This window comes from Streptomyces ferrugineus (assembly GCF_015160855.1).
Taxonomy (GTDB): domain Bacteria; phylum Actinomycetota; class Actinomycetes; order Streptomycetales; family Streptomycetaceae; genus Streptomyces; species Streptomyces ferrugineus.
The window spans coordinates 2,204,241-2,216,579 of record NZ_CP063373.1 but is presented as its reverse complement, the minus strand read 5'-3'; the positions used below and the strand labels follow the sequence as shown (position 1 = coordinate 2,216,579).

Annotated in this window: 15 protein-coding genes and 1 pseudogene; 9 read left to right on the top strand and 7 right to left on the bottom strand. The window is 68.7% G+C overall.

What is annotated here, in order from left to right; all coding sequences use genetic code 11:
- The first annotated feature begins 51 nt into the window (after positions 1-51).
- The gene (locus IM697_RS10105; RefSeq protein WP_194046726.1) at positions 52-723 is read left to right on the top strand and encodes a class I SAM-dependent methyltransferase; all 672 of its coding nucleotides are present in this window, start codon (positions 52-54) and stop codon (positions 721-723) included.
- Positions 724-1,478: 755 nt separating this feature from the next.
- Positions 1,479-1,853, top strand: a complete 375-nt coding sequence (locus tag IM697_RS10100; RefSeq protein WP_194046724.1) for a hypothetical protein — start codon at positions 1,479-1,481, stop codon at positions 1,851-1,853.
- A 705-nt stretch (positions 1,854-2,558) separates the two neighbouring features.
- Here IM697_RS10100 and IM697_RS44550 read toward each other — a convergent pair.
- Both IM697_RS44550 and IM697_RS10090 read right to left on the bottom strand, forming a co-directional pair.
- On the bottom strand, positions 2,559-2,966 hold the full coding sequence (locus IM697_RS44550; protein WP_228044607.1) for a hypothetical protein: 408 nt from the start codon (positions 2,964-2,966) through the stop codon (positions 2,559-2,561).
- A gap of 396 nt (positions 2,967-3,362) precedes the next feature.
- Positions 3,363-3,803: a hypothetical protein gene (locus IM697_RS10090; protein WP_194049660.1), complete on the bottom strand. Its 441-nt coding sequence runs from the start codon at positions 3,801-3,803 to the stop codon at positions 3,363-3,365.
- A 135-nt stretch (positions 3,804-3,938) separates the two neighbouring features.
- Between IM697_RS10090 and IM697_RS10085 the strand changes: the two genes are divergently transcribed.
- From IM697_RS10085 to IM697_RS44545, 3 genes and pseudogenes are all read left to right on the top strand, one after another.
- Entirely contained in the window at positions 3,939-4,187 is a 249-nt protein-coding gene (locus IM697_RS10085) for a hypothetical protein (protein ID WP_194046722.1), read from the top strand.
- Positions 4,184-4,384, top strand: coding sequence for a hypothetical protein (locus IM697_RS10080; RefSeq protein ID WP_194046720.1), 201 nt, complete (start codon positions 4,184-4,186; stop codon positions 4,382-4,384). The genes IM697_RS10085 and IM697_RS10080 overlap by 4 nt, the downstream gene beginning before the upstream one ends.
- A gap of 301 nt (positions 4,385-4,685) precedes the next feature.
- Positions 4,686-4,814 (top strand): annotated as a pseudogene (locus IM697_RS44545) (class I SAM-dependent methyltransferase); the annotation flags it as partial.
- A 24-nt stretch (positions 4,815-4,838) separates the two neighbouring features.
- Here IM697_RS44545 and IM697_RS10075 read toward each other — a convergent pair.
- Positions 4,839-5,099, bottom strand: a complete 261-nt coding sequence (locus IM697_RS10075) for a Txe/YoeB family addiction module toxin (RefSeq protein ID WP_194046718.1) — start codon at positions 5,097-5,099, stop codon at positions 4,839-4,841.
- Positions 5,096-5,371, bottom strand: coding sequence for a type II toxin-antitoxin system Phd/YefM family antitoxin (locus IM697_RS10070; RefSeq protein WP_194046716.1), 276 nt, complete (start codon positions 5,369-5,371; stop codon positions 5,096-5,098). The genes IM697_RS10075 and IM697_RS10070 overlap by 4 nt, the downstream gene beginning before the upstream one ends.
- A gap of 168 nt (positions 5,372-5,539) precedes the next feature.
- Here IM697_RS10070 and IM697_RS10065 point away from each other — a divergent pair, with 168 nt between their 5' ends.
- The 4 genes from IM697_RS10065 to IM697_RS10050 all read left to right on the top strand — a co-directional run bounded on the left by IM697_RS10065 (position 5,540) and on the right by IM697_RS10050 (position 8,928).
- Positions 5,540-6,481, top strand: coding sequence for an N-acetylmuramoyl-L-alanine amidase (locus tag IM697_RS10065; RefSeq protein WP_194046714.1), 942 nt, complete (start codon positions 5,540-5,542; stop codon positions 6,479-6,481).
- Positions 6,482-6,645: 164 nt separating this feature from the next.
- Positions 6,646-7,467, top strand: coding sequence for a hypothetical protein (locus IM697_RS10060; RefSeq protein ID WP_194046712.1), 822 nt, complete (start codon positions 6,646-6,648; stop codon positions 7,465-7,467).
- A gap of 102 nt (positions 7,468-7,569) precedes the next feature.
- Positions 7,570-8,580, top strand: a complete 1,011-nt coding sequence (locus IM697_RS10055; RefSeq protein WP_194046710.1) for an LLM class F420-dependent oxidoreductase — start codon at positions 7,570-7,572, stop codon at positions 8,578-8,580.
- Between the two features lie 45 nt (positions 8,581-8,625).
- A complete protein-coding gene (locus IM697_RS10050; protein ID WP_194046708.1) occupies positions 8,626-8,928 on the top strand; it encodes a hypothetical protein in 303 nt (100 codons plus the stop codon).
- A 15-nt stretch (positions 8,929-8,943) separates the two neighbouring features.
- Here the strand turns inward: IM697_RS10050 and IM697_RS10045 are convergent, their stop codons facing one another.
- The 3 genes from IM697_RS10045 to IM697_RS10035 are packed head-to-tail and all read right to left on the bottom strand — an operon-like array spanning position 8,944 to position 12,139.
- Complete coding sequence (locus IM697_RS10045; protein ID WP_194046706.1) at positions 8,944-10,014, bottom strand: prenyltransferase/squalene oxidase repeat-containing protein; 1,071 nt, start codon at positions 10,012-10,014, stop codon at positions 8,944-8,946.
- The gene (locus IM697_RS10040; RefSeq protein WP_194046704.1) at positions 10,011-10,745 is read right to left on the bottom strand and encodes a class I SAM-dependent methyltransferase; all 735 of its coding nucleotides are present in this window, start codon (positions 10,743-10,745) and stop codon (positions 10,011-10,013) included. The genes IM697_RS10045 and IM697_RS10040 overlap by 4 nt, the downstream gene beginning before the upstream one ends.
- Complete coding sequence (locus IM697_RS10035) at positions 10,739-12,139, bottom strand: glycosyltransferase family 4 protein (protein WP_194046702.1); 1,401 nt, start codon at positions 12,137-12,139, stop codon at positions 10,739-10,741. The genes IM697_RS10040 and IM697_RS10035 overlap by 7 nt, the downstream gene beginning before the upstream one ends.
- Positions 12,140-12,339: the final 200 nt, after the last annotated feature.

The following is a 12,339-nucleotide window of genomic DNA, read 5'->3' as shown; positions in this document are numbered from 1 at the left end:
ACACCCGTACGCCCACACACCCACACACCCGCACGACCGAAAGGGACCCCCATGGCCCCGGCCCCCAAGCCCGAGATCCTGGCCGCGTTCGAGGCGGCGAAGGGCTTCATGCCCACGGGCGAGGGGCTGGCCCTGTACGCGGCGGCCGTGGAGGCGGGGCGCCTCGGTCTCCCTCTCCTCGAGGTCGGCACGTACTGCGGCCGCTCCACCATCCTGCTCGCCGACGCCGCCCGTGAGGCCGGGGTGACCGCCCTCACGGTCGACCACCACCGCGGCAGCGAGGAGCAGCAGCCGGGGTGGGAGTACCACGACCCGGAGACGGTCGACCCCGAGCTCGGCCTGATGGACACGCTGCCGACGTTCCGCCGCACCCTGCACCGGGCGGGCCTGGAGGAGCATGTGGTGGCCCTGGTGGGCCGCTCACCGCAGGTGGCGAAGGTCTGGGGCACCCCCCTCGGCTTGGTCTTCATCGACGGCGGCCACACCGACGAGCACGCGAACGCCGACTACGAGGGCTGGGCGCCGCATGTCGCCAAGGGCGGGCTGCTGGTCATCCACGACGTGTTCCCCGACCCGAAGGACGAGTTCACCGGCCAGGCCCCGTACCGCGTCTACCTCCGGGCGCTGGAGTCCGGGGCGTTCACGGAGGTCTCGGCGACGGACTCGCTGCGGGTGCTGAAGCGGACGGGGGGCGGTGATCTGAGGTGCCGCAGGCGACCGTGAGCGAGTCAAGCCCCGGCGCCGCATGGCCCTCCGTCGCCGGCCGCTACAGTGCCCTGACTCTCGCCGCTCGATGTGGCGGCGTCATGGCCTGCACGGGGTGGAGGCCGCAACCTCGTGGTTGACCATGGCTTCTGACTCCCAGATGACCCCAGCCGGTGGCGGGCCATCGCAACTGACGCCAGCGCAACTCCGGTGCTTGTATATCTCGGAACCCGATCATGATGAGCTCTGGCCAAGGATTCAAAGCGCAACGAGTCTCACGCATGCAATCCCAGCTCGATCCACTTCCCTGAGAGCACCCTTCGGCGGTACCGCACTCGCTTCGCTCCCCCGAGCCGGACAAACCACACCTCACATATGACGAAGATCCTGCGGCCGTGATTGCAGCTTTCGACGCCGCTCACTCGCGATCTTCAAAGGGGTGACTCGCCGGAATTTCACGCATTCCGATCGTGAATACTTTCTCATCCGCGACCATACTGAGCGAGAACGGCGCCTTTTATTCGAGGCCTCCAGATTCATTGAAATACCCATGCAACAGATCGGGCAGAAGGTAAAAAACGTACCAGAGGAAGGTTTCGGCACTTAATTCTCTCCCCTCTGTTCTCAGAAGTGGAATTGGTCACAGCGCAGGTCGACGAAGTCCCCTACTCGAACACTCCATGTAGAGTGCGTGATCACAGAGGCGTACGCCTCGCCCAATTCGAATAGGGGGATCGGTGAACCGCAAATCTAGAATCACTAAGCTCACAGCGTTGAGTGCTCTCATTATGGGCGCCTCACTGTTGACGGCGCCATCGGCAAGCGCCGCTGACGGGGATACGAGCGCATGGATACGTCTGTGGGACACGCAGATTGACATCAACGCGACGGCCGCCTTCAAGGCCTATGGCGATGAGTTGACCGTTTGCGACAACTTGGCCGACGGTTACGGAGCGTGGGCTGGCCTCTATAAGAACGTCTACAACGGTCACGGCACATTCATCAAGTCCACCTCTGCTGGCGGCAGAGGGAATTGCCGCACTAATACCGAGAACGTGAAAGAGGGGACAGTCGTTTGGATCAAGCTCTGCATCAGGAAGGATGGAGCAAATCTCCGCTGCAAGTGGTCCGATTACGGCCACGCGTAACCCTTCCCCAGAGACAGGTCGGCTTGAGAAGCCTCGGTACGCGTGCACTGATCCGGCAGTGACGTAAGCCCTGCGCTCAGCCTCGGCATTTCTTGACGGTCCGTCGGGTCTTCCGGCGGGCCGTTTCCGTGAGGCGGGGCTGGTCGCGGGGGTGTGGCCGTTCCTTGCCGGCGATCAGCACCCATCGAGATCACCGTATGCGGGCCGAAGTCCTGACGGTTGAGGACCCGTGCCCCCACGCCGAGGGCCAGGCGCCGCCGTACGTCAGCCTCTTCCGATCAGGCGCCGAGCACGTCTATCAGGTGGTCGTCGAGGTCCGCCACCCAATCCTCCCGCCGCCACGGGCGTAGTTCCCGCCGCGCCTGGCGGAGCCGAAGTGCTGGCACCCGGCCACCTGTCGCCGACGCTGCGCCCACACACTCGTGCAGCAGCTCAGCCGCCGCGCGGGGTTCACCGAGCCGAATCCGCGCGAGAGCCTGATCAGTGGTGACGATGGCGCGCTGCTCATGTTCCCGGGGTGCCGACAGCGCCTCGACGGACCGGGCGAACCGATCGGGCGCGGCTCCCGCGTCCCCTACGTACAGCTCGCATACGCCCTCGAAGCCGCGCAGATGCCCCGGCGAGAACGACGTGGGCGTTGGGTCGTCGGTGTGGTCGGTCTCGATGTCGTACCAGGCAAGCCCGAGCGCGGCCTGCGCCTGCTGCTCATGCCCAGAGAGTCACCAGGGCGTGGCTCATGTGCACGCTGGCCTGCCACCACCTCTGCGCGAGCCGACCCGCCTCGCGGGCCGCCTCGGCATACAGCGCACGGGAGGCCGTGTCGTCGCGGGTCTCGAAGGCCAGACGACCGGACAGTGTCGCCGCGGCGACCGCAACCTCACGGACCTGCGGGATGAGGGGCTCGGGGACCGGGCCGTCGAGAAGGCGGCGGCATGTCTCGATGGCGGGAGCGAGGAGCAATTGCAGCCGCACCATGGGCAGACTGCCGACCTCCGCGTTCACGTCCCACACCACGGAGGCCAATCCCATGATGGTCTCCTCCTCCGTCTGCTCCGGGTTCTCAAGGGCTGCACTGATCCGGGCCTGGACGGTCGGGGCAAGGAGAGCAAGCATGCCCCCACCCGTCGGTGGCGGCACGCATGACGAGTGTGCGGAGCTCCGCGGTCCGCCGCTCACTCTCCCCAAGGAGGCCGAGAGCGTGCAGGTACTCGGCGAAGTCGGAGCCTGCGCCGACGGATACTTCACCCGTGGGCGTGCTCGCATAAAGGTGAGCGAGGAGCAGTTGGTGCCGCTCGTCGGGTGCCGTCGGCTTTGGCGACTCCCATCGGGCGACGGATCGCTGCACGCTGACCATGGACGGCAATGGAGGCTGGTGCAGTTTCTCGGCGAGGGCGATGAGCGCGCGAGCGAGCGCGGCAAGCGACAGGCCGCGCCGATGCCGCAGCGCCTTCAGCCGTGCCGCCCCCGCGGCTCTGCCGTCCATACCGCACATGGTGCAGCAATCGGCGGCTACACGGGGACGATCAGCCGCGGTTTCCCTTGACCGGCTGTGTAGTTGAGGGTCTGCCACGTCCCCGATGACGGCTCGTCACCGTGCGGGAAGCCAATCGTCATGCCCGCGTGGTCGACCATCCATCGGTTTCGGGCGTGGTAAGCGGGCGGCTTCAGCTCCGATGCACGAAGTTCGACGATCTTCTTGATCCGGCCACGCGTAAGAGTAACCGCCTGCTCTGCCACGGCCGGCTGCTGGTCAACGGTGCCCGGTACAACAATCGTGATGTCGGCGGTCGTGCTTCCGGCGAGCCACAGCAGGCTGAGGCTGTCGATGCCCTTCGCCCCACCGATGTAGAAGTGCGCGCCGTTGGCGAATGGTCCGAGGTAGCCGGCAAAGAGCCGGGCGTACTCGTTGAGGCTCCGGTGTCCCGTGTTCCGGGTCCCCGTGATCGCCATCGTCCGCGTGATCAACTCCGTGTCATAGGTTGTCATATGTCGCCCGACGGGCTGCCGTTGGGATCGTCTGAGTGTGGACATCAACGACCTGCAACGACTTGCCGGCAGCCTGGAGAAACGCGCCTCCGGGTCACCGTGGACGACACTGCAACGCGGCTGGACGTGGCGAACCCCCTGAACAGCCACCTCTCTGAGGAGATTCTCGTCAAGACCGAACGGTACGTCACCGGATTCGACTACGAGATCGGCGAGGCCGGAGGGGAAGCGGCGTGCGCCTATCGCATCGCCCACGTCCTTGCCGTCGCCGCGAAGCGGACACCGCCATCGGTCCGCAGCGGCAGCCAGACGGCCAAGGCAGCGGGGCCAGCGGAGGCCATCGGATGAAGACGACCATGGACCCGCCCGTCACCCTGGGCCTCCCACTCGGCAATCCCGGTCCCCCGGACGATTGCGGGGTGTGCCAGGCGCTTGCCCATCAGCGCGCGGAGGCCGCCGGGCGAGGCGACCTGTCGCGCATGTCAGACATCAACATCGAGATCCGCAACCATCACGAGCCCCGGCGAATGCGGAGGCGGCCGTGAGCCCTACTAAGCGACGATGCCAAGACCGGGCTCTGGCCTCCGCGCTTCAGCAACTCATCGCCGCTCTGGAAGAGAGCCCCAAGCAGGCCGCGTACCGGCGCATGCTGGAGCACGGGGCGTCGTGCCGGACCTGCCTGGCCGTGAACGAGGCGGGCGAGAACACCAACCTCCCGTGTGAGACAGGCGATCGGCTATACGAGGATTACCGGAAGGTGCGGCGCGGACCTGTATGAACCGCCCTGGCCCGGTCGCCAGTACCCCACGCCGTGCGGCTGGGCCGGATGTCCCCCGCTCCGCACGTCCCATCCCGAAGGACGAGTTCACCGGGCAGGCCCCGTACCGCATCTACCTGAGGGCCCTCGCCTCCGGGGCGTTCACCGAGATCTCGGTCACGGACTCGCTGCGCGTGCTGTGGCGAACGGGGGCGGGGCAGCAGCCCCGCCATTCTCATGTCTCAGCCGTAGTGGTAGCGGGCTTTGAGAATCTTCACTTCTTTGTCGTCTGCCCGGTACACCAAACGGTGTTCGTCGTCGATCCGGCGGGACCAGTACCCGGACAGCTCGCCCTTCAGCGGTTCCGGCTTGCCGATGCCTTCGAACGGCGTGCGCTGAATCTCACCGATCAGCCGTGTGACTCTCCGTGCCGTTTTGCGGTCGGAGGCAAGCCAGTACAGGAAGTCCTCCCACCCGTCCGGATCGAATGACACGCTCCTCACGCCTCGCCTCCGGCAAGCTCGCGGAGCTCATCCATCGACTTCGTGACTCCCGCCTCACCTGCCTTGTCGCGGGCGACCGCCTCCATGAGGCGTCGGGCGTTGGCGGGGGAGCGCAGCAGGTAGACGGTCTCCTGCCAGGCGTCGTAGTCGTCGGCGGACATCAACACGGCGTCGCCGCTCTTCGAGCTGATCCTGACAGGGGTGTGATCGGTGTTGACACGCTCGATGAGGGGAAACAGGGTTTTCCTGGCTTCGGTGGCGCTTATCGACATGTCCCACACTCTCCTTCCGAAATGTACCGGATCAACGTACCATACCGGTACAGCATTCCTGCACCAGATACGATCCCGAAGCTGCTCCTCAGGGACAGCCGCCTGAACTCCGCGTGGCTCGACCGCGCCTTCCGGCGACCGCCGCGGTCGGCCCGTAAGGTGGCAGCCGTGTCGTACGTAGGTCCGGACTTCGATCCCCACCAGCCCCGCCGTAGCCGCCGCCCGCGCGCCCTGACCGTGGCCGCCGCCGCGCTCGTGCCCGGGGCACTGCTCGGATGGATGGTGTACGAGGCGGTGGGCGGCCCCGGCGACGCGGCCGCACGGCCGTCAGCGGCCGAGTCGAGCTCGACGCCGACGACCTCCTCCACGAACGACGACAAGCCCCCGGGCCCCACCCCCACCGCGGACTCCACCTCGGCCTCCGTCTCCGGCTCCGGCTCCCTCAGGGGCAAGGTCGTCGTCATCGACCCGGGGCACAACCCGAACAACTTCCAGCACACGGCCGAAATCAACCGCAAGGTGAATATCGGCACGAACTGGAAGGAGTGCGATACGACGGGCACCTCCACCAACGACGGCTACACAGAGGCCCAGTTCACACTCGACGTCGCCCACCGCACGCGCACACTGCTGGAGAAGCAGGGCGCCACGGTCGAGTTCACCCAGGACGGCGACCGGCCGTGGGGCCCCTGTATCGACGAGCGGGCCGAGATCGGCAACAAGGCGAAGGCCGACGCCGTCGTCTCCATCCACGCCGACGGCGCGGGCACCGGCCAACGCGGCTTCCACGTCATCCTCCCCGCGAAGGTGAACGAGGGCGCCGCCGACACCGGCCCCATCGTCACCCCCTCCCGCGACCTCGGCGAGCGCATCGCCGGCTCCTTCGTCCGCGCCACGAGCAGCACCCCCTCCAACTACGTCGGCGACGGCACCGGCCTCGTCACGCGTAAGGACCTCGGCGGTCTCAATCTGTCAACGGTTCCCAAGGTGTTCATCGAGTGCGGCAACATGCGCGATAGCAAGGACGCGGCGATGCTCGCCAGCGACGCGTGGCGGCAGAGGGCGGCGCAAGGGATCTCTGAGGGAATCGTGAGTTTCCTGCGGGGGTAGTGGTCCACGGGCTGATCCCGGCGGACAGCCTCGTCGGTCGGACGATAAGGTCGTCCCTACGATGAGGGGCCACCCCCGCGCTTCACACCGGGGCCTGACGGCGACATGGTGACAGCGACGCCTCCAGCGATGCCGATGATGAGACGACTGACGAAGGACCTGAAGTGAATATCCGCTCCCTCACTCGAGGCGACGGCGTGGTGATCGGAGCAGCGGTATTGCTGTTCATCGCGTCGTTCCTCGACCTCTACTCGATCGACGGTGTCCCCGACAGTGCCGACCTCCCCAGCCTGTGGGGAAGCGGAGCGGTCGTCATGGGCGTCGTACTCGCGGGAATCATCGGCGCCGCGCTCGTCATCGTCGCCCGAGGTCTCCCGCAGGTGCCGAAGGTCGCGGGGCTCGACCTCGGCCAATTCGGTGCCGCCTTCATGGTCTTCGCTGCGTGGAGCGCGTTGGGCAACATCCTCGACCCCGCCGGGGGCGCCGACAACTTCGGCCGCTCCTCCGGCGGCCCGGACGCCGGCGTCGGTCTGATCCTGGCCCTCGTCGCCACGTTGCTCATGGCCGGTGCCGCCATCGCCACCCCCCTCGTCCCCGCCCTCCAGGCCGCCCTCCTCCCCGCCCCCAAGCCCGCCGCCCCCCAGCCCTACGGCGCCCAGCCCCCCGGTGGCTACGGCTACCCGGGCGCGCAGCAGCCGCAGCAGCCCTACGGTGGGCAGCCGCAGCCGGGGCAGCCGTTCGGTGGGGGGCAGCCGCAGGCGCCGACGCCGACGCCCGCCCCCGCCGCGGACTTCTCGCCGTTCTGGTTCGCCGTACCGGTCCCCCGCCCGCTGTTCGCGGAGGACGGCTCGCCGACCCCGATCGCCGAACTGGCGCCCGGCACCTGGTACCTGGCCGTCGAGCAGCGCGGCGCGGCCCTGGTCGCGCAGACGCAGGACGGCCGACGTGGTGTGCTGCAGGACACCTCGGGTATTCAGCGCGGCTGAGCACCGGCCCCCGCGACGGCCCCTCACCCTTCCCGGTGAGGGGCCGTTGTCGTACAGTCGTCGCCGTCCTAGCTGACGCACCGTCAGGCGGAGGAGGCAGGCATGCGGCTCGGGCTCGCGCTCGGCTATTGGGGGCGTGGCCCGTCCCCGGATCACGTACCGCTCGCCCAGGAGGCCGAGCGGCTCGGGTACCACTCGGTGTGGACCGCCGAGTCATGGGGGTCCGATGTCTTCACTCCGTTGACCTGGATCGCGGCCCAGACCTCGACGATCAGGCTCGGCACGGCCGTTGCCCAGATGGCCGCCCGCTCCCCCACGACCACCGCCATGCACGCGCTCACTCTGGATCATCTCTCCGGTGGGCGGATGATGCTGGGGCTGGGGCTGTCGGGGCCGCAGGTGGTGGAGGGGTGGTACGGGCGGCCGTTCCCCAAGTCGCCGCTGACCGCCACGCGGGAGTACGTCGACGTCGTACGGCAAGTGCTCCGCCGCGAGGCGCCCGTTGAACTCGACGGGCGGTTTCACTCCCATCCGTATCGCGGGGCGGACGGGACCGGCATCGGGAAGGCCCTGAAGCCGATCACTCATCCGCTTCGCCCGGACCTTCCCGTTCTCCTCGGCGCCGAGGGTCCCAAGAACGTCGCCCAGACCGCTCGTATCGCCGACGGCTGGCTGCCGTTGTACTGGGCGCCGTCCCGGCCCGAGGCGTACGGGGAGGCGGTCGCCGCGCTGCCCGAGGGGTTTGTCGTCGCTCCGCTCGCCCGTGTCCAGGTCTGTGACGACGTGTCCGAGGGGCTGCTGCCCGTCAAGGCCATGCTCGGGTTCTACATCGGCGGGATGGGGCACGCGGCCCGCAACTTCCATGCCGATCTCATGGCTCGTATGGGGTACGAGGAGGAGGCGCGGCGGATTCAGGAGCTGTTCCTGGGTGGCCGTCGGCAGGAGGCCGTGCTCGCCGTTCCGGATGCCTTCGCCGACGAGATCTCGCTGGTCGGGCCGCGTGAACGGATCGCCGAGCGGTTGGAGTTGTGGCGGAAGGGACCCGTCACCGATCTGTTGGTCCTCGCGCCCGACACCCGTACCCTGCGGGTGCTCGCCGAGCTCAATTCCTAGCGCGTCGCCAGGTTTCGGTCATGCTTTCGGGGCTACCCGGAGGGCATGTCCCCTCGATATGGCAAGGGTGCCAATCAGGCCGGCACGGTCATTGCGATCGTGGCCGATGTGATGGCCCTGATCCTGGGCCTGTGGATTCTGATGTACCTGCTGGACGCGAACCGCGCCAATGAGTTCGTCCAGTTCATCCATGACGCGGCCCGCTGGCTGGCGGGCTGGTCGCACGACCTGTTCACGTTCGACGAGGAGTGGGCGAGGGTCGTGGCCGGTTACGGTCTGGCGGCGGTGGTGTACCTGTTCGTGGGCCACGCCATAGCCAATCGGGCCCACCGGATCCACCGCCACTGACGCGGCCCCGACCCGTCAGGCGCAGCAGTCCGGGTCCAGTCCCGTCGGCAGCCGGTCCCCGCCGAACACCGCGCAGGTCGCCTCGTCCCCGCCGAGCGCGGCGACGGCCAGCAGCAGCGACCCGGCCGTCCAGCTCGTGAGTTCGCGCGGCCAGATCGCGTCGTCCTCGAAGACGTACCCGGTCCAGTACAGCCCGCTCTCCGCATCCCGCAGGTGCTGGATCGACTGGAGGATCTCCAGCGCGCGGTCGGACTCGCCCATCGCCCAGAGGGCCAGCGCGAGTTCGGCCGACTCCCCGCCCGTCACCCACGGGTTGGGGACCACGCACCGCACGCCCAGACCGGGCACCACGAAGCGCTCCCAGCCCTCCTCCATACGGGACTTGGCCTCGGCCCCCGTCAACGCCCCGCCGAGCACCGGGTAGTACCAGTCCATGGAGTACCGGTCCTTGTCCAGGAACCGCTCCGGATGCCGCCGGATCGCATGCCGCAGGGCGCCCGCCGCCAACTCCCAGTCGGGTTGGGCCTCTTCCCGCTGCTCGGCGATGGCGAGGGCGCACCGCAGGGCGTGGTGGATGGACGACGAGCCCGTCAGCAGGGCGTCGGCGGTCGCCGTGCCGTCCTCGTCCCGCCGCCATCCGATCTGGCCGCCGGGCTGCTGGAGCCGGAGGACGAACTCGATCGCGGAGTAGACGGACGGCCACATGCGGTCGAGGAACGTGTCGTCGCCGGTGGAGAGGTAGTGGTGCCAGACGCCTACGGCTATGTAGGCGACGAAGTTGGTCTCGCGGCCGGTGTCGGTGACGTCGTCGAAGGCGCCGTCGCGGTAGGCGGCGTACCAGGAGCCGTCCTCGTTCTGGTGGGTCGCCAGCCAGGTGTACGCCCGCTCGGCGGCGGCGTGTTCACCGGCCGCGTCCAGCGCCATCGCCGCCTCGACGTGGTCCCACGGGTCGAGGTGGTGCCCGCGGAACCACGGGATCGCCCCGTCCTCCCGCTGTACGGCGAGAATGCCGGCCACGGTCGCGGCGGCCTGCTCGGCGGTGAGGACCCCGGGCAGGACGAGGTGTTCTGTCCGGGGAGTGGTCACGAGGTGGCCACCTGGGGAAGGTGCGGCTTGGTGGCGTACGCCACGAAGCTCTTGCCGATCAGGGGGTTGAGGGCCTGTTCGGCGACCCTCGTCGCCAGGGGTTTCTTCATGATGTCCCAGACCAGCAGCTTGTGGTACGCCCGCACCGGCAGCGCCTTGTCGTTGTCGACGCCGAACGCGCACTTGAGCCACCAGTACGGCGCGTGCAGGGCGTGCGCGTGGTGGGTGCCGTACGGCTTGAGGCCGGCCTCGCGGATCTTCGTCAGCAGTTCGTCCGCCTTGTAGATGCGGATGTGGCCGCCCTCGACCTCGTGGTAGGCGTCGGACAGCGCCCAGCACACCTTCTCGGGGCCGTAGCGCGGCACGGTTATGGCGATACGGCCGCCGGGCCTGAGGACCCGCACCATCTCGGCGAGTACGCCCTTGTCGTCGGGGATGTGCTCCATGACCTCGGAGATGATGACGACGTCGAAGGACTCGTCCGGGAAGGGGAGGGCCAGGGCGTCGCCCTCCATGGCGGTCGCGGTGGCGCCTTCCGGTGCCTCCCCCGCCTCCTTCATCGCCGCGAACCACTTCGCGACCTCGCGGATCTCCTCACCGTTCTGGTCCAGCGCCACGACCTGGGCACCGCGTCGGTAGCACTCGAAGGCGTGCCGGCCGGCACCGCAGCCGAGGTCCAGGACACGGTCGCCCGGGGCGAGCGGGAACCGGGAGAAGTCGACGGTCAGCACGTGGCCCTGCTTTCGGGGTTGGATGCGGCGAGTTGCTTGGTGGCGAAGGTCTGGGGGGCCGCGGGGCGGCTCGGTGTCGGGCCCGCGGAGCCGGCGATCGCCTCGCGGTACCGGGCCACCGTGCCCTCGGCGGCGCGCGCCCACGTGAAGTGCTGGAGCACCCGCTCCCGTCCGGCGGTGCCCAGCCGTACCCGTAGTTCCGGATCGCCCAGCAGCCGGTTCAGCCCGGCGGCCAGCGCCCCCGCGTCGCCCGGCGGCACCGCCAGACAGGTCTCGCCGTCGCGCCCGGCGACCTCCGGGATCGCGCCGCCCGTCGTCGCGACCAGCGGCGTGCCCGTGGCCATGGCCTCGGCGGCCGGCAGGGAGAAGCCCTCGTACAGCGACGGCACGCAGGCGACCTGGGCCGAGCGGACGAGGTCGACGAGTTCCGCGTCGGAGATGCCCTTGACGAAGTCGACGGCGCCTTCGAGGCCGTAGCGTTCCATCGCCTGCGCTACCGGCCCCTCCTCGGGCCGCTTGCCGACGACGACGAGGTGGGCGTCGGGGTGCTCGGCGCGGACCTTGGCGAGCGCCTCGACGAGGAAGACCAGGCCCTTGAGGGGGACGTCGGCGCTGGAGGTGGTGACGATCCGGCCCGGGACGCGCCGGATCGAGGGATCCGGCGAGAAGAGGTCGGTGTCCGCGCCGATGTGCACGACGTGGATGCGGTCCTGCCGTACGCCGAGGTGGTCGACGATCTCCTCGCGGGAGGTTCCGGAGACGGTCAGCACGGACGGCAGGCGGCGCGCGACCCGCTTCTGCATGCGGGTGAAGGCGTACCAGCGGCGTACGGACATCCGCCGGCGGCGGCCCTCCGCGGCGTCCAGTTCCAGCTTGCGGTCGACGGTGATGGGGTGGTGGATGGTGGTCACCAAAGGCGCCCCCACGTCCCCCAACAGGCCGTAGCCCAGCGTCTGGTTGTCGTGGACGACGTCGAAGTCCCCTCGTCTGGCGCGCAGATGGCGGCGGGCGCGCAGCGAGAAGGTCAGCGGCTCAGGGAAGCCGCCGGTCCACATGGTCGCCACTTCCAGCGCGTCGATCCAGTCGCGGTACTCGCCGCGGCCGGGGGTGCGGAAGGGGTCGGGCTGGCGGTAGAGGTCGAGGCTGGGGAGTTTGGTGAGGGTGAGGCGGTCGGCGTAGTCGGCGCCGTCGTCGAGGACGGGGTAGGGCTGGGAGCCGATGACCTCGACGCGGTGGCCGAGGCGGGCCAGCTCGCGGGAGAGGTGCCGTACGTAGACGCCCTGGCCGCCGCAGAACGGGTTCCCTTTATAGGTGAGGAGCGCGATGTCGAGCGGTCGCTCGCCGTCGGCGGCGGGGTCCTCAGAGGGCCCGGCCTCCCTGGCCTCAGCGGTCACTCCAGGCCCCCTTCTCCCTGCTCTGTCCCGCGAGATTACGACGGGACGCTAATCTAGAACAAGTTTCAGACTTGATCGTTCAAGAGGCTCTGAATCTACCGGCAGGTAGCGCCGCTGTGAGCGAGGGATCGGGTGATTCACGCCACGGCCGACGCCCTGGCATGCTCTGTCCGGTCACTCACCCTCACCGACTGTCACGG